Origin of the sequence: Allocoleopsis franciscana PCC 7113 (genome assembly GCF_000317515.1) — a bacterium.
Classification (GTDB): Bacteria; Cyanobacteriota; Cyanobacteriia; order Cyanobacteriales; family Coleofasciculaceae; genus Allocoleopsis; species Allocoleopsis franciscana.
This window is the reverse complement of sequence record NC_019738.1, coordinates 519,147-543,109: the sequence shown is the minus strand read 5'-3', so window position 1 is coordinate 543,109 and position 23,963 is coordinate 519,147. Positions and strand designations below refer to the sequence as shown.

Annotated in this window: 14 protein-coding genes; 7 read left to right on the top strand and 7 right to left on the bottom strand. The window is 46.8% G+C overall.

Going from position 1 to position 23,963, the window contains the following annotated elements; all coding sequences use genetic code 11:
* Window positions 1-29: 29 nt before the first annotated feature.
* Entirely contained in the window at window positions 30-1,112 is a 1,083-nt protein-coding gene (gene purM, locus MIC7113_RS02265; protein WP_015180554.1) for a phosphoribosylformylglycinamidine cyclo-ligase, read from the bottom strand.
* A 444-nt stretch (window positions 1,113-1,556) separates the two neighbouring features.
* Between purM and MIC7113_RS38850 the strand changes: the two genes are divergently transcribed.
* On the top strand, window positions 1,557-2,696 hold the full coding sequence (locus MIC7113_RS38850) for a septal ring lytic transglycosylase RlpA family protein (protein WP_015180553.1): 1,140 nt from the start codon (window positions 1,557-1,559) through the stop codon (window positions 2,694-2,696).
* 420 nt (window positions 2,697-3,116) lie between these two features.
* The gene (locus MIC7113_RS02250; RefSeq protein WP_015180552.1) at window positions 3,117-4,715 is read left to right on the top strand and encodes a bifunctional pantoate--beta-alanine ligase/(d)CMP kinase; all 1,599 of its coding nucleotides are present in this window, start codon (window positions 3,117-3,119) and stop codon (window positions 4,713-4,715) included.
* 720 nt (window positions 4,716-5,435) lie between these two features.
* Here the strand turns inward: MIC7113_RS02250 and MIC7113_RS02245 are convergent.
* Complete coding sequence (locus MIC7113_RS02245; protein WP_015180551.1) at window positions 5,436-5,783, bottom strand: hypothetical protein; 348 nt, start codon at window positions 5,781-5,783, stop codon at window positions 5,436-5,438.
* A 217-nt stretch (window positions 5,784-6,000) separates the two neighbouring features.
* Between MIC7113_RS02245 and MIC7113_RS02240 the strand changes: the two genes are divergently transcribed.
* Window positions 6,001-7,191, top strand: coding sequence for a glycosyltransferase family 4 protein (locus MIC7113_RS02240; protein ID WP_015180550.1), 1,191 nt, complete (start codon window positions 6,001-6,003; stop codon window positions 7,189-7,191).
* Between the two features lie 343 nt (window positions 7,192-7,534).
* On the opposite strand, the gene MIC7113_RS02235 is transcribed toward MIC7113_RS02240, so the two are convergent.
* A complete protein-coding gene (locus MIC7113_RS02235; protein ID WP_015180548.1) occupies window positions 7,535-8,128 on the bottom strand; it encodes a hypothetical protein in 594 nt (197 codons plus the stop codon).
* A gap of 5 nt (window positions 8,129-8,133) precedes the next feature.
* Window positions 8,134-9,462 carry a Swt1 family HEPN domain-containing protein gene (locus tag MIC7113_RS02230; protein WP_015180547.1) on the bottom strand — a complete coding sequence of 443 codons (1,329 nt, stop codon included), beginning with the start codon at window positions 9,460-9,462 and terminating at the stop codon, window positions 8,134-8,136.
* 620 nt (window positions 9,463-10,082) lie between these two features.
* On the opposite strand from MIC7113_RS02230, the gene MIC7113_RS02225 reads away from it, so the two are divergent.
* The 3 genes from MIC7113_RS02225 (at window position 10,083) to MIC7113_RS02215 (ending at window position 16,817) form a co-directional block, all read left to right on the top strand.
* A complete protein-coding gene (locus tag MIC7113_RS02225; protein ID WP_015180546.1) occupies window positions 10,083-10,325 on the top strand; it encodes a hypothetical protein in 243 nt (80 codons plus the stop codon).
* 91 nt (window positions 10,326-10,416) lie between these two features.
* Window positions 10,417-11,778 carry a P-loop NTPase fold protein gene (locus MIC7113_RS02220; RefSeq protein ID WP_015180545.1) on the top strand — a complete coding sequence of 454 codons (1,362 nt, stop codon included), beginning with the start codon at window positions 10,417-10,419 and terminating at the stop codon, window positions 11,776-11,778.
* Window positions 11,724-16,817, top strand: a complete 5,094-nt coding sequence (locus MIC7113_RS02215; RefSeq protein ID WP_015180544.1) for a WD40 domain-containing protein — start codon at window positions 11,724-11,726, stop codon at window positions 16,815-16,817. The genes MIC7113_RS02220 and MIC7113_RS02215 overlap by 55 nt, the downstream gene beginning before the upstream one ends.
* A gap of 106 nt (window positions 16,818-16,923) precedes the next feature.
* Here MIC7113_RS02215 and MIC7113_RS02210 read toward each other — a convergent pair whose 3' ends face one another.
* The 3 genes from MIC7113_RS02210 to MIC7113_RS02200 form a co-directional block, all read right to left on the bottom strand.
* On the bottom strand, window positions 16,924-19,992 hold the full coding sequence (locus tag MIC7113_RS02210; RefSeq protein ID WP_155897907.1) for a CHAT domain-containing protein: 3,069 nt from the start codon (window positions 19,990-19,992) through the stop codon (window positions 16,924-16,926).
* A gap of 448 nt (window positions 19,993-20,440) precedes the next feature.
* Window positions 20,441-21,634: a caspase family protein gene (locus MIC7113_RS02205; RefSeq protein ID WP_015180542.1), complete on the bottom strand. Its 1,194-nt coding sequence runs from the start codon at window positions 21,632-21,634 to the stop codon at window positions 20,441-20,443.
* A 318-nt stretch (window positions 21,635-21,952) separates the two neighbouring features.
* Window positions 21,953-22,165, bottom strand: coding sequence for a hypothetical protein (locus MIC7113_RS02200; RefSeq protein WP_015180541.1), 213 nt, complete (start codon window positions 22,163-22,165; stop codon window positions 21,953-21,955).
* 415 nt (window positions 22,166-22,580) lie between these two features.
* Between MIC7113_RS02200 and MIC7113_RS02195 the strand changes: the two genes are divergently transcribed.
* A complete protein-coding gene (locus MIC7113_RS02195; RefSeq protein ID WP_015180540.1) occupies window positions 22,581-23,939 on the top strand; it encodes an AAA family ATPase in 1,359 nt (452 codons plus the stop codon).
* Window positions 23,940-23,963 lie beyond the last annotated feature (24 nt).

Below are 23,963 nucleotides of genomic sequence, written 5' to 3'. Positions count from 1 at the left end.
TTCATTAAAACTCACATTCGCCGCCACACTTAGCCCAGTAAGCCAACCACCTCACCCGTGCCCTCAATCACGTTACCAATGATATAAGCCGCAACCTCCTGCGCCTCAAACCATTGACGAGTTTCCTCGGCCTGCGCGGGTGGTACAAGTACCACAAACCCAATGCCCATATTGAACGTATTAAACATACTCTGTACGCTCACCTCACCCGCCTCAGCCAACCACTGAAAAATCGGTGGAATCACCCAACTATTAGGGTCAAGCTGAACCGATTGATTAGCTCCCAGACAGCGCGGTAGGTTTTCTGGTAACCCTCCCCCCGTGATATGAGCCATCCCATGAATATTAATCCCAGCACGACGGGCATCCAAAATTGGCTTGACGTAAATCTGCGTAGGACTTAACAACACTTCACCTAAACTTTGACCTGCAAGCCCTTCTGGGCGAACCTGCCACCTTTGGGCGCTATCTTCCACGCCTTCACCCCTAGCCTGTTCCAGGAGTTGCGTCATGACTGGAGACTCGTTGACGATTTTCCGTACCAAACTAAAACCGTTACTGTGGACACCTTGACTCGCTAAACCAATTGCCACATCTCCCACCTGCACCTGAGAACCGTCCAACAATTGGCTCTTTTCCACAATTCCTACACAAAACCCCGCCAAGTCGTACTCTCCAGGTTGGTAGAAACCGGGCATTTCCGCTGTTTCTCCTCCCATCAATGCACATCCGGCGAGGCGACACCCTTGGGTAATGCCAGCAACTACTTGAGTGAGTTGTTCGGAATTGAGCTTGCCGGTTGCCAAATAATCCAAGAAAAAGAGCGGTTCTGCCCCAGAAGTTAAAACATCATTGACACACATCGCCACTAAGTCAATACCCACTGTGTTATGACAGTTGAGGTCTTGGGCAATTTTGAGCTTGGTGCCAACGCCATCGGTTCCTGATACCAAAACCGGTTCCCGATACCCCACGGGTAGCTGAAAGTAACCACTAAAGCCACCCAGTCCACCCAAGACTTCCGGTCGGTGCGTGCTTTGCACCAGGCTACGGATTCGTTCTACAAAATCTCGACCTGCCTCAACATCGACACCGGCTTCTCGATAATCCATCAGACAACAACAAGGTTTTGAGTTAGAGATGCAGGATGTATTTTACAGGTTGATTGGCAGCGTTGAACGTCGCGATCGCCAAATAAATTCAGGTCAAAGGTTACAAGCACTCAGAAAGCCATGACCGTTTTAGCCATAAAGCCGAAACAATTTATGTAAAGTTTTTATAAAATTTGCAGATTTTTCCGGAAACAGATAAAAACCGCAAATCCTTGCCAGGTAAGAGTTTTAAGAAAAATGAGAATTTTAAGTTTTGATAAACTTCCTGAGGATTGCCAACGATCCCTGATCCCCAAACCCAAAACTTCATGTTAGTCTGTTGCAGTTCAAGGAAACAGAGCGAACGCGGAACGAGTACGAGTTAATGGGGAGATTGCCTTTTCACAAGCTTCACAACCAGAAGCACAAAATCTCGAATTCCAAATAGCTTTTGACAACGGACTTATGAATCAACGAATTTGGAGTGGCCTGAGTGCTACTCTCCTAATGACAACCCTGGGAACGGCAACAGCAGGTCAAGCTCAACAAACGAGTCAGCTAGACCCAGCTTCTGAGAATAACTCACCCCAAACCCAGGTACGGCAGGTAACAGCAACAGCGACCCCGGCTTCAGGGCAACCACAAGTTCAACCGGAAGAAGTGGTTCAGGTCGGGGAAAGGAACTCACCGATCGCGGCAGCAGTGGAACAGGCCGAAGTCATTGCAAAAATTCAAGCCTATGAATCTGGAGGACGTCAGGTCGCAATCCTGTACGTCCGCGATATACCTGTCCTGACCTTCTGGGACTCTCAGCCTGGTACGAATCAGAGAGCACAAGTGGGTGCAACCCCCGCAGCTCCAATAAAGACGGCTTCTCGCCAGTCGGGTTCACCCAATCGGGCAATCAGGTCAGGCGAACTGGAAGGGGCGAAGCAGTATACCGCATCCTCGGAGCGGTTCGATATAGAGAATAACCCAGTTTGGCGGGCGACAGCCGTTGCGGCTAAACTGAATCAACTGCATCGAGACAACGTGGATGCTAAGGCAATTGCCGTCCGTTGGAATGATTCAGACAAAGCTTTTAGCATTCAAGTGAATGGTCAAGAAGTTGTTCAAATCAACGACAGCACATTCCTACCCGATACAACCAAAAACCTCGCTCAAGACGCTCTGCAAGCCACCAATCGCCTCCGACGCCTAATGGGCAATGCTCCACCCTTGCGAGCAATTGCTGGGATGCCACAAAAGCGTCGAGCCGCACAAGTTGCCTTTGCTCCAGTTCGAGCAGCGATGAGTGGAATTGCCTCTTGGTATGGCCCTGGATTCCATGGCAATCGTAGTGCCAGTGGCGAAGTTTACAATCAGAATGCGATGACTGCTGCTCACCGCACCTTACCCTTTGGAACCAAGGTTGTAGTCACGAACCTCAACAACGGTCGTTCTGTAGTAGTGCGAATTAATGACCGTGGGCCGTTTATCAGGGGTCGGGTGATTGACCTTTCAGCGGCGGCGGCTAGAGCCTTAGGCGTCATGCAAACGGGCATTGCGCCGGTGCAGGTACAGGTTCTCGGCGATGAAAAAACAGTAGCGTCTGACACCTACTAAGGGCAGAGGGGGAAGCCTCCCCTGCTGGAGCGCTGTAAATTTAAAAGTCCAATTCAAACGGTAGGAACGCCAGCAAACTGCTCCATTTTTGGATTTTTAACTTTAGAATTTTTGAAGTGAAGCCCTCCGGCTTTAAGCGGGGGGCTTCACTTGTTAGGCCAATCCCTGACTGGCTGGAAGTCATCGAATTGCTATTGCTAGAGCTGTAGCCATAAGAGTTAGGACTTTCTTTATGGGTCATTACGACCACATACCAGTAATAATCCTTCTGCCTTCTGCCTTTTGCCTTCTGCCTTCTGCCTTCTGCCTTCTGCCTTCTGCCTTTTGCTATAACATCAAAGTGATGCTCCTCCCATTGCCACCCTAGGGGAAAGCGTGGGGATTCCGGCGATTTAAGCTCAAACCAAATTCTAGAATTTCATGCGCCTGTTTACGACAACAGCGGGATTGCTCTGCTACTTAGAACGTTACCGCAACGGTAAGGACGTTGGTCTTGTCCCAACCATGGGAGCCTTGCATAGGGGTCACTTTAGTTTAATTGAGCGGGCAAGGCAGGAAAATAACTTAGTCATTGTCAGCATTTTTGTGAATCCACTACAGTTTGGCCCCACTGAAGATTTACAGCGATACCCACGTCAGTTGGAGGCGGATCAACAGCAGTGTGAACGGCTGGGAGTGGATGCAATTTTTGCCCCGACGGTGGTCGAATTCTACGGAAATCACCTGTCAAGCTCAGATATGGGTATCCAGGTGACTCAAGTTGTTCCACCCACCTCGATGACCTCTGTATTATGTGGTCGCTCTCGCCAGGGACACTTTCAGGGAGTCGCTACGGTGGTGACAAAGCTGTTGAACCTCGTACAACCAGAGCGTGCTTATTTCGGTCAGAAGGATGCACAGCAACTAGCAATTATCCGGCGCATTGTAGCCGATTTAAATGGGTCAGTGGAAATTGTCGCCTGTCCCATTGTGCGGGAAGCATCGGGACTGGCTCTGAGTTCCCGCAATCAATATTTGACCCCCGCACAAAGAGCTCAAGCACCGATCCTATTTCAAGCTTTGCAGCAAGCCCAGAAGGTGTTTAAATCAGGAGAGCGCGAGGGCATGAGTTTGATTGAGACGGTCAAGTCAGAATTGGCTGGAGTGAGCGAACTGCAAGTGGAGTACGTTGAACTCGTTCATCCCAAAACGTTGACCCCGTTAGAGCAAGTCGAGGACTGTGGCTTATTGGCGATCGCGGCACGTCTGGGTACCACTCGTTTAATCGACAACATCCTGCTGTATAACCGTCAGCCCATTGTAGCCATTGATGGACCGGCGGGGGCTGGGAAATCCACCGTCGCCCGCCGAGTGGCTCAGTCTTTAGGGTTGATGCATTTGGATACGGGTGCCATGTATCGCGCTGTAACTTGGCGGGTAATGGAAGCAGGAATTGACTTAGACAATGAATCGGCGATCGCTGAACTCGTCAGTCAGTCTCAAATTTATCTGACGAATGAGCCACAGGCAGAGTCAGCATTAACTCCCCAGGACTCGTTACCCTTGCGCTACCGTGTTTGGATTGATGGAGAGGATGTCACCCAAGTTATTCGTTCCCAGGAAGTCACGGGTAATGTATCTGCGATCGCGGCTCAACCAGCGGTACGCCGGGAGTTAGTCAAACAACAGCAGCAGTGGGGTTGTCAGGGTGGCATTGTGGTCGAAGGTCGTGATATTGGCACCCACGTTTTTCCCGATGCCGAACTCAAAATTTTCTTAACCGCCTCTGTCCAAGAAAGGGCAAGGCGACGCCAACAAGACCTGAAAGACCAAGAACTGCCAATTGTGAGTTTAGAGCAGCTAGAACAAGATATTCAACAGCGTGACATTCGTGATAGCACTCGTGCTTTGGCACCCCTACGCAAGGCTACTGATGCCATTGAAGTGGTCACGGATGGTCTAAGTATTACGGACGTTACCGAACACATTGTCAACCTTTACCGAACACTCCAAGCCATCCCATTATCCCTAGAGGTGTGAAGGCGAGGTGGCTGGACTTTCTTTTACAAAGAATCCGCACCCGGATGGGTGCGGAATATTAATTTCCAGTCTTATAAGTATCTATCTCTAAAATCAGTCCCTCTTATGCAGTTGGGTCAAATTTTATTCCTTTAGAGAACTCACTGTCTGAACTCTGCCGAAAAATAAAACCCGCTGGCTAGAGGACAGCGGGGAAGGCATGTGTTTAGTTAAATCATTTATAAACTGGCTAGACCGTTCAGCGATAGCGGGAAAATACTGAACTATTAGACGAGATTTTGAACTCTGTGATCAAAATTCCGAGAAATCCCGGAGATGAATTCAAGTTTGTCGTTCCTAACGTTACAATTTTTTGCCATTGTTTCTTGTGCAAGTCCTCGGTCAAACTGAGTGCCAATCCTTCAGCAACAAGAAAGCCCAGCGAAAAAAGCTGGGCGGTAATGAAGGAACATGGTAGATGTCCCCTGAAAGTGAATACACTATTACTAGACTCTCCAGACTGAGGGGAGTCTCACCCCCCTAATGGTTTATTAAGCCTAGGGCGGAGACATTATAGTCCAGCACGGCACAAATAACTGCTCCCCTATAGTCTGAAGACGTAGGGAATTAAACACTAGTGCAAGAAGGCAGAAGGCAGAAGGCAGAAGGCAGAAGAAAGAACGCTTGTACACTAAGCTTTTTAACCTTTTTGGACTGGTGGGTTATTTCTGCCGCGCTGCACTAGTGTTTCAGCGAATGAATCACTGGCAACGGTAACTGAACACTGTGGCGTGGATGAACAAAGCCCAAGACTTCTGTAGTATGCCAAGTCAGTATCAGCCCGTCCATAATGCCTTCAATCCACCCTTGTCGATTTTGAAACAGCCAATGTTGTAAATCTCGTAGGGGCATTTTACACACCGATTCAGTAGACAAACTATTAAAAATTTCTAGGGGGACAATGAACCCCAGTGTTTTTCCTTGATGTGTTATTATTGCGGCTTCAATTCCTATCTGCCAGCGGCGTCGATAGGCACGGGCGCTGGTAGTCAGTTCGGCAAGAGAGACTTGGCGGCAAAGAATACTCATAGTGAGTTATTCCTTTTTCGTCATAGCCGCACCGGAAAAATCAAGGGTTACATCTCCCGATTCCCCAGATTCATCAGTGGAGTTTGATTTAGGACTGTTTGCAGAGACACCAAAAAGATTTTTTTCGGGTCACTGAGTACAATTGCATCTATTCAATAAAATTTGAGAAATATGTCAGTTTGTAGACCTGTGTAAAGTATAGGGAATTGGGGAAGCAATGAAGATATTGGTACTTGCCTGGGAATTTCCGCCCCGGATTGTTGGGGGAATTGCTCGCCATGTGGCGGATTTATATCCAGAAATCGTTAAATTAGGGCATGAAGTTCACTTAATTACTGTGGAGTTCGGCGAAGCGCCGCTATATGAACGGGTGGATGGTGTTCATATCCATCGGGTACGTGTTGCTCCCAGTCATGACTTCTTTCACTGGATTGTGAATTTGAACGATAGCATGGGGCTTCATGGGGGCAAACTTCTTCTCGAAGAAGGGCCTTTTGATTTGATTCATGCCCATGATTGGCTAGTGGGGGATGCCGCGATCGCACTGAAGCATAACTTCAAAACCCCCATGGTGGCGACGATTCACGCCACAGAATTTGGTCGTTATAACGGTCTTTACAACGACACCCATCATTATATTTGTGGCAAAGAAAAACTGCTTGCCTATGATGCTTGGCGGGTGATTGTCTGTACTGACTATATGCGGCGGGAAGTGGAACGCGCCTTAGATACGCCTTGGGACAAAATGGATGTGATTTATAACGGCGTCCGTCCCGAAAAGAAACATCGTACCCCAGAATTTGACCACTGGAGCTTCCGTCGCCGCTTTGCTGATGATGGGGAGAAAATATTCTACTATGTGGGTCGAATGACCTATGAAAAGGGCGTCTCTATACTAATCAGCGCTGCCCAAAAAGTCTTGTGGGAAATGGGGGGCTATGCCAAGGTTGTGATTATTGGTGGTGGTAACACCGACCACTTAAAGAAGCAAGCTTGGGATTTGGGAATTGGTCACAAATGCTATTTTACGGGCTTTATGTCCGATGCTGACCTGGATAAGTTCCAAACGATCGCAGATTGTGCAGTTTTCCCCAGCCTTTACGAACCCTTTGGCATTGTGGCTCTAGAAAGCTTTGCTGCTCGTGTCCCTGTGGTAGTCTCTGACACAGGGGGATTTCCAGAGGTAGTGCAACACACCAAGACTGGCATTGTCACCTACACGAACAACCCGGACTCTCTGGCTTGGGGAATTTTGGAAGTGTTGAAAAACCCTGGCTATAGTCAGTGGTTGATTGATAATGCTTATGAAGATTTAGAGCGACGTTTCAGTTGGTCTAAAATAGCCAAGCAAACTGAGGCAGTTTATGAGCAAGTGGCACAGGAGCGATCGCAGGTTGTCTGGTTGTAAATTTTAATACCCCCTACAACAATGTTTTGTTTCTTCTGACTGCTGCCTAGAAAATTACGCTACTGAGATCTTGCACCAGTGGCAACAACCCGCCAGTGATTAAAGCCACTGTCTCATAGATCAATTCGTCTTCATACGACTGGATAGGCATTTTAGTCCACAAAGCGTGGACTTCATCTATGAGCCAAGAGTTTAAACTCTTGGCGGGTTATATTGCTCCGTAGAGAATGGTGCAAGATCTCAGTCTAGATAAAGCCCAATTCTATTTTCTCAGCATCCGTACCGCTGTAAACTCGATTGGAATAAGGTACTCGTCAGGCAGCAGAACGAGGAGACATTATTGTTATTGTTTATTCCCTGAGCTTTTCATTTGCCGATAGGCTTTTAGCCACTTCTTCAAAGGTGCCTTAGAACCAAGCTTCTTCTGCATCTCTTCAATAGATGTATAAGGGCGCTTACCAACAATCTTTGGTACAGATTTTATCCCAATTCCAGGAATAGAAGTAAGGTCAGATTTTGTATCATTGATAAAATCCAAGAATTCTTTAACGTCATGAATTTCGTCTTTAGGTTCAGCTACTTTTTCCTTGATATTAGGCTTCCCTACTCTCTCATTGTGCTTTGACTGCAAAAGAGCTTGTTCAACAGCGTCTTCTGCCTCTGGTTGCTTTGCTGCAATAAGAAATACCCAAATCTTCTGAACCCCGGCAACCTCAGCAGCTTTATAGATTGGTAGTCCAGTTAGTAACTGATACTGGTCTTCTTCCTCAGTAGGGCAAACTAGAGGAAGAGAAAAGTTAACTCCCTTCTTTTCCAAACCTTCAGCAATATTCTTAATCTCAACTTCTGAAATTTCTGAGCTTACTTCAGGGAGATTGATTTGATTAAGATAGAGAAGGTAGGGTCTAGTTTCAAGCTCATCGTATAATTCTGCCATATCATTTATTTTTTCTTACTTTCAATCAGTTGAATCGTTTGTATCAATTCTTCAGTAATTTCTGAAAACATATTACCGATGTCACTTGGAACTTCTTTATGTTGCTTAGAATATACCGATACGGGTTGGCGAGAGGATAAAGCCATCCCAACATGAGTTGAACGCTTGACATCAGAAAAGACTTTAATATCCGGAAACGTATTTTCTACTAACTTTCTGATTTTTTTGTGAAGGACAAGTTTAGCATCTGTCATCATCGGTACGATACCAAGGATATTACCTCCCTTTTGGTTTGTCTGTTCTTGAATTAATTTTGACCTTCTTAGTGGCTCAAATATTCCATAAATGGAAAGGTATTCCATCTGAGATGGAATTAACAAATATTGAGCAGCATACAGTCCGTTATCGCTAATGACATCTTTAGTAGGAGGTGTATCAATGATGACAAAATCGTACTGACCTGTCAGACATTTAAGCCCCCATTCCAGTCTTTTCCTTGGATGAGTACTAATCAGTAACTCCTGAACTTTAGTTCTATAACTGCTAGGTATTACGTCGAGCGTACCCTGGTTATTCAAATAGTTTTTAAACGAACTGGAGTGTATGTACTTGTTCGCCTTAAAATCTTTTCCAGCAGATTCTATCAAAAAATCTATCAGTTCGGGTCTATTACCAAAAGAATGTAAAACCTGCTCAATTTCTTCTAAATCATTAGCCTGCTCAATTAGATCAGCTTTGTTAACTCCTAACAATAGACTGGTATTGGCTGAATCATCCAAGTCAACAACTAAAACTCGTTTACCCTTTTTTGCGAGTTCATAGGCAAGATTCACAACTAAAGTAGTTTTACCCACGCCTCCCTTGGCTGCATGAATCGCAATTGTACGCATTTGGGAAGGAGGTGGCGGCGGTGGTGGTGGATTTTCAATACATTCGAGAATTATGTCTGCTTGTTCAGAGGCATCGATTGCGCGGAGAAGTTCCTCCATTCTGTCAAGGGCACGAAAAGTCTCTTTCTCAGAGAATGTATGATTGTGCGCCCAGTTGTTGCGGGTAGTGCGTAGTTGTCTAACCAAGGCACGTTCATCAGGACTGAGAGTTCTTCGGAAGACATCATTCCATTGATCCCACATCACTAACAGCACAGCAGAAACATCCTGCCGCAGGATTTCTGCAACAGGGCGCTTCAGATTCGGATCTTTCGGCACGCTGGGCGTTGCTGCTTCAATCCAGCGATCGCCATAAACTGAACGCATTTCCTTCTCAACGAAGGGATACAAACCCTGATGTAGAAGCCCCAATGCTCTGCCGACTAGTTCGTGGTTACTTGTCATCGTGAGATTGTAGATTAAACAAAAATAGTGCAGCGCCTCATACGACTAACCCGAACGAGGGGAGTCATGAATACTCGTTCACTAGTCTGACTCAAGATAATCTCAACATCCACCTCGGCAAGCCAGATGAACAGTTGTGTTCGGCACAGTTAAAACTCTTGTAGGATGAGCCGGAAAGCCCCTCCGCCCAGTGCAAATTAAAAGCACGACAGCTTCGCCTCAGCAGCGACGAACTTGGGCTGGGCAAAGAAGTGCCCAACACCGGACACTTTGCGAGTGCTAGCAGAGTCTCAATACACAGATCTTTGAGCAAGTTGCTTGAACCCCACCCCAACCCTCCCCTTGTTAAGGGGAGGGAGCTAAGTTCCCCCCTTACTAAGGGGGGCTAGGGGGGTATGCAACCTGCAAGAATACCAAGACTTTCCCTAGAGGTTTTGCTAATTTAAAAGAAAACTAAAATAATCTTTCAATTTAGCATCTCCAAAATGTAAATACACCCTATCTTTACAAAATCATCACAAAATCATCCTGAGTTCCGGTAACACCAAAGGAATATTGGTAAGTAAAGGGCTGAGAAACAAGAAATGTACTCAGCCGCGCTGAAGGTTGCAGGAAGAAGGATGAACGCCAAATTGTTGAGTATCAGTATCGTGCCAATGCTACTAATGGGATCGGGTCAAGTCCTGGCAACTGTGAGGACTAATCCGGTCGAAAATTGGCACTTATCTAGACTCAGTCAAAAAATTGAACAGGCTAGACTAGGTACTCAACAGCCACCACCATTTTACCGAGCAGGGAAAGACGACAAAAAAAAGGAATGTCAATGGCTGGGTTTATGTGATGGTAAAGATAAAAAGAAATAAAGAAAGGGGCATCTTTTTTTCTGCATCGAGCTAGCTTGGATTTAACAAGACAGGCACGCTCACACCCACCGAAGAAGGAAGATGACTACTCATGGGACTCGATCTACCGAGATTTTATAGAGCCTGTAATCCCAGCAAGCCCCTCGTCATGGGGAAGAGTGAAGACCGACAGTACTATATTGATTTTTCCTCAGTCCGAGGCAAAAAAATCATTGAGTCACTGAAACGAACAATTACTCTAATTTCGCCCGATGAGCCAACCTGTCAATTATTTACAGGACATATTGGTTGTGGAAAATCCACCGAATTGCTCAAACTAAAAGCCGAGTTAGAGCAAGAAGGATTCCTAGTGGTTTATTTTGAATCCTCTCAAGACTTAGACATGGCTGACGTGGATGTGACAGATATTTTACTGAGCATTGCCGGTCAGGTGAGTGAAAGTCTGGAGCAGATTAAAATTAAACTCAAACCCAGTTACTTTGCCAATCTATTTACAGAAATTGCCGATTTCTTGCAAACTCCGATCGACTTTGAAACACAGGCCGAATTATCCATTGGAATTGGTAAAATTACTGCCAAAACCAAAGAAAGTCCCAAACTAAGGCGTCGTTTGAGAGAATATCTAGAACCTCGCACAGCGGGAATTTTAGAATCCATCAACAACGAACTTCTTGCTCGCGCCACAACCGAACTGAAGCGACGAGGACAAGCGGGATTAGTCGTGATTGTAGACAACCTCGATCGCCTCGATATTCGCACCCTCCCCTCCGGACGCACCCAACCGGAGTATCTTTTTGTGGATCGGGGGGAACAGTTGCGAAAACTCAATTGTCATGTGGTTTATACGATTCCCCTGTCGTTGAACTTCTCCAATGATTGCGAAACCCTGAAAAATCGTTTAGGGGGTGGCATTCCTCCCACAATCTTGCCGATGGTGCCGGTGCAACGGCGAGATGGCACAGAATGTGAAGAGGGTATGGCGCTTTTACGGCAGATGGTGATGGTGAGAGCCTTCCCCAACGAGTCAACGGAAAAACAGCTACAGTTGATCACATCCGTGTTTGATACTCCTGAAACCCTAGACCGCTTGTGCCGCATTAGTGGGGGTCATGTGCGGAACTTAATGGGGTTGCTGTTTGGTTGCCTCAGACATGAAAATCCACCCATCTCGCGTGAGTGTTTGGAGAGCGTGATTCGAGAAAGCCGCGATTACTTAACCTCATCTATTGATGAGAATGAGTGGAAGTTGCTGTTTCAGGTGGTGCAAAATCAAACCGTCCGGGGAGATGCCGAATACACAACCCTGTTGCGTAGCATGTTTGTCTTTGAATACCGCGACAAGGATGGAACGTGGTTTGGACTCAATCCGGCTTTAGCAGAGACGCAGCAATTTAAATTATGGTTGAAACACAACGACCATCAGAGGTTGCGGTATACAACGAACGCTCCTTAACAGCGCTCGATCGCGCGATCGCATTTTCCCAAGGCGAATTTTCTTTGGTGTTAGTGCGCTGTAACTATAAGCGCCTGCGAGAGCGCATCCTGCGTCAACTGCAAGAACTTTCCGAGAACCGCTACGAGATTCGCTCCTTAGAACTCCCGACATCAGTCACAACGCTTTACACTACAATCCAAGTTCATAGTCACGGTGGACTGGAGGCGGGACAAACAGCCGGGGGACAAGGGAATCCGCAAGACACACCAGCCCAATCCCTCCCCCCCGCCCTCTTCATCCTGGGGTTAGAATCGGTAGACGCCCTTGAAGACTTACTCACGTCTACCAATCAAGTGCGGGATGAGTTTCGCAAACGCCTCCCCTTTCCTTTAATCTTGTGGGTGAATGATGAGGTGCTGCAAAAACTGGTACGGTTTGCCCCGGATTTTGCCAGTTGGGCTGCCACACCGATTAAGTTTGAAATTGCCACCAGCGAGTTAATTGATTTCCTGCGCCAAAAGGCAAACTCCCTGTTCAAAACCGTGTTACATGGGGGTTCAGGTCGATATGCACCTTGGCGGATTTGTACTCATCATTCCTTCCTAAATCTAGCCACCGATTGCCGATCGCGCCTAGAACTCGATTCTGCCCTCAAAGATTTGCAATGTCGCGGACAAGTAATCGAACCCGAATTACAAGCGGGTTTAGAATTTGTCCTGGGACAATATGATTATGCCAGCGACCTGATTGATTCTGCGATCGCTCGTTACCAAAAAAGCTTGCGGTTTTGGCGTGCTAGTAATCATTTAGAACGGCAGGGAGTGTTGTTATTTCATCTGGGCTTATGTTATTGCCGCCAAGGTGACTTGCATCGGACGCAACGACACCGCAACCTAGAAGAAGCATGGCCTTATCTTCAGCAATGTGTAGAGGTGTTTGAGCAGGCCAAACGTCCCGATTTAGTGGCTCAGTTTATCACTCAATTGGCTGAAGTACTCGAACGCCTGGAAGCTTGGGATGTGCTCAAACAGGTGGCGCACAAGTCTCTGAAATTACATCAAACTTATGGTGCCAAGGCACAACTGGCTCAGGATTACGGCTTTCTAGCTGAGGTAGCAATCCGGCAGTCGCAGTGGACTCAGGCGAACACCTATGCTCAACAAGCCATCTCCATTTTGACCGAAGTCAGTGCTCCGCCGAGTCAGAATCAAGGCTTACACCGATTTTTACTTGCCCAGTTATATTTATTATTTTTGGTGAAAGCGCTGCGCCAACTCGGACAACGGGAGGAAGCAGGGCGGCACTTGGAAGTTGCCAGTATGGGATTGCAACAGGCGATCGCAGCCAGTGAGCATCACTACGAACCCCAGCGTTACTTGCACTTACTCGAAGGACTGCGTCACCTTTATTTTGAGCAAGGTCGATACTTAGAAGCCTTTCAGGTTAAACAAGAACAACGGGCGGTTGAGCAGTTGTATGGCTTTAGAGCGTTTATTGGTGCGGCGCGTCTCCAGCCCCGCAGACCTTTAAGTAATCCTACCTTCGCATCGGTTGAGCAACAAGAAATTGTGGCTCAGGAAATTGAAGCATCTGGGCGCAAGCAGGATGTGCAACGCTTAATTGAACGGATGACGCGATCAGACCAGAAATTAACCGTGATTCATGGTCAATCGGGGGTAGGAAAGAGTTCAATCGTGATGGCAGGGTTAATCCCGGCGCTGAAACATCGCTCATTGGGCGATCGCATGGCATTGCCGGTAGTTCCGCCCTTTTACACCGATTGGATCGGGGAATTGAGAAATGCTTTGGCTCAAGCGCTGTATGAGTTTGATAACCATAGTGTTGAACAACCGATTCACTTGCGCTTAAAACCTCGTCAAGATGCTCAACAAACCATCCAAACCATCCTGGAACAGTTACGACAAAACGCCGAACATAACTTATTATCCATTCTAATTTTTGATCAATTTGAAGAATTTTTCTTTGTTTCACCCCTCTCCCAGCGCTCTTTATTTTATGATTTTTTAAATGCTTGTCTGAATATTCCTTTTGTGAAAGTGATTCTTTCCCTTCGGGAAGATTACCTGCATTATTTATTGGAACTTGAACAATTCAACGAACTAGAAGTTATTAATAATAATATTCTAGACCGAACCATTCGTTATCCTTTAGGGAACTTTTCTTTAGAAGATGCCCGTGCCGTCATCCAAAGTTTAACGGAGCGTGCTCATTTTTATTTAGAATCTTCCCTGATTGATGAATTAGTGCAGGATTTAGCAGATGGATTGGGTGCCGTTCGTCCCATTGAGTTACAAGTCGTAGGCGCACAACTGCAAGAGGAGAATATTACAACCCTAGAGCGGTATCGACAATCGGGTCCGAAGCAAAGACTGGTTGAGCGATTTTTAGAAAAAGCGATTCAAGATTGTGGGCCAGAAAATGAATATGCCGCGTGGCTGGTGCTACATTTGCTCACGGATGAAAATGACAATCGTCCGCTGAAAACTCGTGCGGAATTAGCCGCTGAATCGGGCATTGAATCGGAACAACTCGATTTAATTTTAGAAATTTTAGAGAAATCAGGTTTAGTCTTTTTGTTGCCCGAAGTTCCAGCCAACCGTTATCAACTGGTACATGATTATTTAGTTGAATTTATCCGCCAAAAGAAGCAACTAAGAATCCAAAATGAATTAGAGGAACTGCGCCAAAAAGACAAACTGAGTCAGAGTGAGATTGAACAACTTCGCGCCGAACTCAGAGAAAAAGAACTCCGAGGCAAACTCGCACAAGCCACAGCCAAACAACGGAAAGCCGAGGAACAACTCAATCAAGTCCTGAAAAAAAGTCTGCGAGAAGCGCGTTATGTTGGCATAGCGCTGTTCACGATTACGATTATTGCCGTGGGATTGGGGTTACGCGCCCTAATTGGCGAAACCAATGCCCAACTCAATGCCTTGAGTGCTTCCTCAGAAGCGCTGGTAGCCACCAACCGACCGTTTGATGCCTTGCTCAAAAGTATCCGCGCCGGTCGAGATTTGAAACGGTCTTTAGGGACAACAGCGGCAACTCGGACGCGAGTGATTACGGCACTACAGCAGACGGTGTATAGGGTGAGAGAGTACAACCGCTTGGAGGGGCATACCGATTGGGTGAGTAGCGTGAGTTGGAGTCCTGACGGTAAACACCTGGTTTCAGGGAGTAAGGATACCACGCTCAAGCTGTGGCAAGCCGACGGCACCTTGGTGAAAAACTTACCGGGTCATCAGGCTGGGGTGTATAGCGTGAGTTTTAGCCCAAATGGTAAGCTAATCGCCTCTGCCAGTGAGGATAAAACCGTCAAGTTGTGGCGGAGTGACGGGGTTCTGCTCAACACCTTGAACGGTCATACTGCTTCCGTCTCGACGGTTAGTTTTAGCCCCGACAGCAACATGATGGCTTCTGGCAGTTGGGACGGCAGGGTGAAACTGTGGAACACGAATGGTGTGTTACTGAAAACCCTAACCGGACATACAGATCGAGTGATGGGGGTGAGTTTCAGCCCGGATGGTCAACTCATTGCCTCTGCCAGTAAAGACCAGACTATCACCCTCTGGCGTCGGGATGGCACTTTCCTGAAAAGCTGGAAGGCTCATGATGCCGCCGTGATGAGTGTTAGTTTTAGTCCAGATAGCCAGACGTTGGCGAGTTCGAGTGCCGACAAAACCGTTAGACTTTGGCGTCGTGACGGTGTTCGGATGCAAACCTTGAGGGGACATAATCATTGGGTGGTCAATGTCACGTTTAGCCGTGATGGTCAGATGTTGGCGAGTGCCAGTGCGGACAACACGATTAAACTCTGGCGTCGGGACGGTACCTTGATAGAAACTCTGAAAGGACATGGGAATTTGGTTCAAGGAGTAAGCTTTAGTCCCCAGGGTCAAACAATTGCCAGTGCCAGTGCCGACAATACGATTAAATTGTGGCACATCAACAGCCGATTACTTAAAACCCTCCAGGGTCATAGCGATAGCGTCAATTATGTGAGTTGGTCGCCCGACGGCAAGACAATTGCCACAGCCAGTGACGACAAAACGGTAAAACTTTGGCATGAAGATGGTCGGTTACTCGCCAGTTTTGAGGGGCATCAGGATACCGTTAATCATGTAAGTTGGTCGCCCGACGGCAAGACAATTGCCACAGCCAGTGACGACAAAACGGTAAAACTTTGGAAAGCGGATGGCACATTGCTGAACACCTTAATCGGGCATGAGGAGGCGGTGACGAGTGTGAGTTTCAGTCCCGACGGTGAGTTCATTGCCTCTAGTAGTGCGGATAATACGGTGAAACTGTGGAAAGCGGATGGCTCTTTTGAGCAAACGTTAACCGGTCATGACAGTGACGTGAGGGGTGTGAGTTTTAGTCCTGATGGGAAGTTCATTGCTTCTGCCAGCGAAGACAAAACCGTGAAACTGTGGCAGCGCAAGGACGGTAAGTTGCTGACGACATTGAAGGGACATAATGATGCTGTTAATTGGGTGAGTTTTAGTCCGGATGGTAAGTTGATGGCTTCGGCGAGTAGTGATGGAACCGTCAACCTATGGAAGTGGGACAGTTGGAGTCGGAAGGAGCAGCCAATCCAGTCCTTGAAGGGACATAATGGTGCCGTTAATGGGGTGAATTTTAGCCCTGATGGGAAGTTAATTGCTTCTGTCAGTGAAGATAGAAAGGTGAATCTCTGGAGTCGGGACGGCAATTTAATTAAGACGTTGGAGGGTCACAGTGCTGAGGTTTATGGGGTGAGTTTTAGTCCAGATGGCAGGTGGTTAGCTTCGGCTAGTGCAGATACAAGTGTAATTCTGTGGAATTTGGATTTGAACGATTTGCTTCAGCAGGGTTGCAGTTGGCTGCATGATTATCTGAAGAATCCCAACCGTGTGCGGATGAGTGATGCGATTAGTGTAGGAGTTCCGGATCGTGTGGGCGCGGCGGGGTTAGGAACTTCAGCCATTTTTGGGGACTCTGGTGGTTTGTGTGAGGGGATTCAAGGGGTTTCTAGGGATACCAATTTCATTAAATAGCGCTACACTTTCTAAACTCCAGTTTTTAGGGGGGAACAAGAAAAGTATCTGTAGCAGGCATTGAGGAAATTGATATGAGAAATCTCCGTAGTCGGTAAATCTCCATTTATCGCCAATCTCCTTGAACGGTAAACGCTGCCCAATAATAAGGAGACTGCCAATTCTGGGATTTCCACATCTCTAGTTGTGCGGCTCTTAAAGCCGATATCGGATTTTGCCCTTCGGTGAGCATCTTCTGGTAAAATTTCGCCATCACCTCAGATGTGGCGACATCGTTAACACTCCACAAACTCACCACCACTCGCCTTGACCCAGCATACATAAAGCCTCTTGTCAAGCCCACCAAGCCTTCCCCTTTCACGTCTTTCCCTAATCCGGTTTCGCAAGCACTCAACACCACCAGTTCCGCAGGTAAGTTGAGGTTGAAGATATCCTGGAGGCGCAAGAAGCCATCTTGGGATTTGCCTTTTTGGTCATAGAGAGACAGCACGATTCCTGATAGTTCAGGATTGATGGGGTCGAGTAAGCCATGAGTGGCAAGGTGGATAATTTGGTATTGGGCTAAATTCGGGTCAGTGGCAGTGGTGCGGGAAGCATTAAAGTCTAAGGCTTGCAGACTTTGCGTGGCTGGGACGAGGGCGAGGATTTTCTTGGCTTCGGTGCCAGTATATTGCAGGCGGTCAAGTACCTTCGCACTGTCCCCTAAACCTAAGTTACGGGTGGCACGAGTGAGGGCAGAGTTGGTGGGTGTTTCAGGGGTTTGTTGGGGTGTAGTGGAAAAACGAGGGTCGTTGAGAGCGAAGATGGGGTCAGCAACAACGGCAAGGGTTTTGGCAGCAATGGGACGGTTTTGCAGTTGGCGCTGTTGAATGGCAACGGTAGAGGCGGAGGGGAGGGTGATGATTTCGTTTTGGACTAAAAGCGGGGTTGTGGGAGAGGATGGGATTGGCAGTGCGGCAAAGGGAACAGATTGCAATGCCCCATCTCCAACAATCAGTAAGCGTTTATTACCTAATTGATTAGCAACGGGGGCGAGAAGCATCTGACTCAGTGGGAGTCCGGTTTCCAGATTGGCGGCGCTATTGGGGGTGAGAGATTCGCGGAAGGTTTGGGCGGCGGCTTCGATTTCGCTGCGTTTGGGAAGTACGTAGCTGGTGATGCTATTTTTGCTCACTAACCACAGGTAACTGCGGTCTTCGCCGAGAGAATATTCTAAAAGTAAGGTATCGTCGTCGAGTACCTGTTGTTGAATCTGTTGTAAGTTTAGAGGTTCAGGATATTTCAGGGCAGCGTAACGAGGACTGGTAACCCGAATTTGGGCTTTGAGTTGGTCGAGTTGAGTGAGTAGGGATTCGGATTGTTGTTTGATTTCATCAAGTTGTTGTTCGGTATACTGACCGCTTGAGAGTTCATACCTGCGACGTTCTAGGGCATTGAGTTGTTGAGTGAGGGTGCTCTCTTGTTCTAGGAGTTTGGGGTCAACGCCTTGGCGGATGTTGGCGTTAGCTTCGGTGAGGAGTTCGAGGAGACTGCGGGCGCGGCCGCGTTCGCTGGCGTGGAGGGCGAGGGCATCGTATCCTTGATTGGGGTTTTGTTGATGCAGTTGCATCAGGAGGTCGATGTAGAACTGGTAGTAGTCCTGGACGGTAGCAAAATAGGAAGCACGGAGTTCTTGGGAGCCAATTTTGGTGCGGAGGTCTTCAACAATGGTGATGGCACTATCGATGAGGGTGAATGCTTGTTTCAGGTTGCCTTGGCTGCGTTGTAAGACGGCGAGGTTAAAGAGAGTAAGAGCTTCCCCACCTCTATCCGCCACCACCCGTAATAGGGGTAAAGCTTTGTTGTAGGATTCCAAGGCTTTCTGCTTTTCTCCCCATGAGTTGTAGATAGTGCCAATATTATTGAGACTAATAGCTTCCCCACCTCTATCCCCCACCGCCTGTGTTAGGGGCAAGGCTTGGTTAAAGAATTCCAAAGCTTTTTGCTTTTCTCCCAACGAAGAGTAGACTAAGCCCATATTATTGAGAGTAGTAGCTTCCCCACCTCTATCCCCCACCGCCTTATATAGGAGCAAAGCTTGGTTGTAGTCTTCCAATGCTTTCTGCTTTTCTCCCCATGAGTCGTAGATAAAGCCTATATTATTGAGAGTACGGCCTTCCCCTCTTCTATCTCCTACTGCCTGTAATTGGGGCAAGGCTTGGTTAAAGAATTCCAAAGCTTTTTGCTTTTCTCCCAATGAGTTGTAGACTAAGCCCATATTATTGAGAGTAGTAGCTTCCCCAGATATATACCCCACGGCCCGTGTTAGTGGCAAAGCTTGGTTAAAGAATTCTAAGGCTTTCTGCTTTTCTCCCCATGAGTCGTAGATAAAGCCTATATTATTGAGAGTAGTGGCTTCCTCTCGTGTATTCCCCAGCACCTGAAATAGGGGCAAGGCTTGGTTAAAGAATCCCAAAGCTTTTTGCTTTTCTCCCAACGAAGAGTAGACTAAGCCCATATTATTGAGAGTAGTGGCTTCCCCAGGTCTATACCCCACCGCCTGAAATAAAGGCAAGGCTTGGTTGTAGAATCCCAACGCTTCCTGCTTTTTTCCCAATGAATCGTAGACTAAGCCCATATTATTGAGAGTACTGGCTTCCATACGTCTATCCTCCACCGCCTGAAATAAGGGCAAGGCTTGGTTGTAGAATTCCAAAGCTTTCTGCTTTTCTCCCAAGTCGTCATAGACACTACCAATAGCAATGAGAGTAGTAGCTTCCATGCCTGTATTCCCCCCCGCCTGAAATAGTGGAAAGGCTTGGTTGTAAAATTCTAAAGCTTTCTGCTTTTCTCCCAAGTCGTCATAGACACGACCGAGAGCAAGGAGAGATACGGCTTCTGATATTTTGTCACCCGTTTGACGAGAGAGTATGATGGCTTGCTCAAATTTAGGAATTGCCTGTCGCAGTGATTCTGCTGTTCCTTTCTTATAGAATTGCCATGCTTCCTGAAAAACTTGTTCAGCCGCATTAGAGTTGGCTGGCTGTTGAGCTATCCTGGGAGCCATCTGCTCAAGGGTAGCGGCGAAGGATTGTGAGGCTAGAAGTAGGCAAGTTATCCCTGAAAGCGAAATGAGCTGAACTAACCCCAACCAACGTCGTTTCTGAGTTATCCCAATTGGGTTTGAGTTTGACATATATTCTCTCTCTTGCTCGCCCCTTAACAAGGCTACGGTGTAAGCACAAGTCTTTGAAAGCACCCTCCCGTCTCCTACTCTCTATATCTCAGAGTCGAGAGCTTATGCAGATAAGTTATGAACCATGAAATAAATAGAACATTTGACATTGATAGAGAATGGGCGCTACTACTAGTCCGCCTCCTCCACACCACCAGGGGTTTTAACCCCTGGCTAATAGCCCAAGTCGTCTAAAGACGACTCAAACCAAGTCCATCTAACGCGGACTCCATGAAAAAAGGGGTATTCAGTCCGGATTTGGTATCAACTACTAATTTTTAGTCCTCTTTTAGAGGACTTTAGCTATGAGACAGGGGTTTTAACCCCTGGCGGACTGGCGGACTCACTGGCGGACTTTCAAATTCGGTGCGTTACGCTGCGCTAACACACCCTACGATTTCTAGGCTATTTACCCCATCAACTGCAACGGCATTCCTTCCGTCACCGGATTCTCAACCTTCCCCTGTGCCACCAACCCATCACGAGAAACCACTTTCACCTGCCCTGTCCCCTTCATGGCAGTAAATACTGTTCCCGTTGTCACCTTCCTTAAATCAACACCCCCTAACCACAACTGAGCATTATTCCCACTCACTCGTATCACCACCGCCTGTGCTGGCGATTTAGGAGAATTAATAAAATAAGGACTTTGCCGTTGATACTCTTTCCCCACCTTCACCTCATAACGGGGCATTTGATCGAAGTCTTTAGGTATTTCTGGCAGAATCTTCTGGAATACCCGCTCAATGTTGCTATCCTCCTGCCAAAGATAATGCGTCAGTAAATAACTAAATATTCCTGCTTTAAAGCCATTAATAATAATTTCCCGCGCCAGTTGGTCAGGTGCAGTTGCTGCTAACACCACACCTTTAGCAACCCCAGCGCGATAGCCCTTAACGAAGTCTTCTGGCAACATTTTTAACCGAGATAACCACTGTTCTTGATAAGTTTTTTCATCTGATGACACTAAAACATTCTTACCCCCATCCCGCGAACGTATCCGTGCTTCTCTCGTCGCCCCACCAGAAAAACAACTATCTAAAACAGCCGTGACATTTTCAGATTTCAGGGCAGACATCAGCAAAAATAAAGTATGCCCCATAATGTCTTTCACTGACCCTCCTACCTCCGGATATCCGTCAGGTAAGTTACCATCCACCGGCACAAATGTCCCATTCAATCCTTCTTTTCCTGGCTCAACCACAATTGGATTAGGGTCAAAAATACGCGAACCATGCCCGGAATAGTGATAAACCACCACATCGCCCGGTTTCGCTTGTTTAATTAAATGTTCTTCAAACGCCGTTAAAATTCCTGCTCGTGTCGCTTTTGTATCAGGCAAAATCAAAATATCTTTCGGATTAAACCCAAAGCGATGAATCAATAAATTTCGCTGCAAATCTACATCATTGAGGCATCCTTCCAGGGGTTGTGAGGGGTAGTTATTGATGCCAACGAGTAAAGCGAGTTTGCGAGGCGTACTTTGAGCAAGGACTTGACCGTAACGTTGGGCTGATTGGAGAAAAGATAGCTGATTCAACCCAATCGCTGCCAATGCTGAACCTGTGAACTGCAAAAAATGACGACGAGTCGTGCGGGTCATAGTGAGCTAATTTTAGGTAAAAAACTCAATCTGTTCGTAACTTACCGTTTGTTCGTCAGCCGTTGAAAACTGACTCAAAAATAAGATTTTACAACGGTATCTGGTCAGAGTTTGTACAAATTTACAAGAATTACTACAATTCAGAGAAGAAAAATCCTGAAAGTGCGCGATCGCAGTTTTAGGTGTAAGACAGCCTTTGTTAACCGCCCTAGCCTCCCTTACCAATCAAGAAATACAAGAGAAACTTTTCTCGTACCTCTTATTCCCCCCTTAATAAGGGGGGTTAGGGGGGTAAACAAAAGCCCAACGAACTAACCGTTACTCAGCATCAAACCGAGGCTTCAGATAACGCCGTTGCAAAGTTAAGGTATCCGACAAATCATTGAGGCTGTAAATCACCTCCGCAATCGACTGCCTGAACCGTTCATCATCCGTAAGTTCAGAAACTTCAGACAGAAACGTTAACTCTGCTTGAATATATTCTGAGATGCAGGTGTAATTCAATCGAATGACTTGATGAATGGCTTCCATATCTGAATCAAAACAAACAACATAATGATGTTAGTAGAAATACAAATATTTGTAAATAGATCAACCCTAAAAATGATATAATTGAAATCAATACTCCTAGAATTAATCATCTCTTTCTTAATGGATGGGACAGCCTGTTTTATTAAACCCTAATCATTTAAGAGTGAGGCAGGAGTCACAAATAGCTCTCCATCAATAATTTCCTAACAATTACCGTTATTGGGAAACCTTTCCAATCAACTCTCGTCCAACAAACTTATTCAGAGATAGCTGAAGTCATCGGCACCGCTTACCCGATACAGATATCCCCATGCTCGTGAATGCTCAAAGTAGCAGTCATTTCGATGCAAGATTTACGGAATGATTAAAATAACAACGGTAGACAATAGAAGCAGCGCTGTCAGAGAAGGGAACCATGAAACTCGACTTGCAGAAATTTTACAAGGCATGTAATCCCAGTATCACCCTATCGGTGGGGGATGCCGAGGAGCGGAAGTATTATATCGATTTCTCCCCGGTTCGGGGTGGCAAGATTATCGAAGAGTTGGGACGAACCATTACCCGCCTCGCTCCCAATGAGCCAACTTGTCAATTATTTACAGGTCATATTGGCTGTGGTAAATCGACCGAGTTGTTGCGCCTCAAAGCCGAGTTAGAACGGCAAGGCTCTCATGTCGTCTACTTCGACTCCAGCAAAGACTTAGTGATGGCAGACGTGGACGTAACCGATATTTTGTTAGCCATTGCTCGCAAAGTAACGGAAAGTTTGGAGCAAGCTAAAGTCAATCTCAAACCACGAGGCTTTAGGGCTTTACTGCAAGGCGTAAGCGAGTTAATGCAAACCGAAATTGAACTTTCGGCAGAAGGTTCTGTGCCTGGATTAGGAGAAATTAAGGCAAGTACAGAAGGAGAACTTTCCCTTGGTTTCGGTCTGGGTAAAATCTCCGCAAAAGCTAAAAATAGCCCTAAATTCCGTTCTCAACTCAGGCAATATTTAGAACCGCGCACTGATGGAATTTTAGACGCGATTAACCAAGAGTTATTAGAACCTGCCATCCAAGAACTCAAGAGGCAGGGTAAAACAGGTTTAGTCGTGATTGTTGATAGCCTCGACCGGGTTGATAACACCCTAAAACCGACAGGTCGTCTTCAGCCAGAGTATCTGTTTGTAGACCGGGGCGAACAGCTCAAACAGCTCAATTGTCATGTCGTTTATACAATTCCCCTGGTGTTAATTTTTTCCAATGAATGGGGGAGGCTACGCAATCGCTTTGGTGTAGACCCAAAATTGTTACCGATGGTGCGGGTGCAATCGCGCGATGGCAGCGAGTGTGAGCAGGGGATGGAACTGTTGAGGCAAATGGTTCTCGCCAGAGCTTTCCCAGATGTTTTACCTGCACAGCGCCTACAATTCATAACAGAGGTGTTTGACTCCCCTGAAACCTTAAACCGTCTTTGTCTGGTTAGTGGCGGACATCCTCGAAATTTGTTAGGGCTAATGTATGGCTGTCTTCAGCAGCAAGACCCCCCTTTTTCTCGTGAGTGTTTGGAAGAAATCATTAGAAGACAACGCGATGCCCTTGTTCGTGCCGTTGATGATGATGAATGGGAATTGCTGCGGCAAGTCGGACACAATCAAATGGTCAGAGGAGAGGACGAATACCAAACTCTATTACGCAGTTTGTTCGTCTTTGAATATCAAGATGAACAAGGGGGATGGTTTAGTACTAATCCCATCTTGGCAGAAGCCAAACAACTAAAGTCTGAAGTCTGAGGTGTGAGCAAATATAGGGTAGTG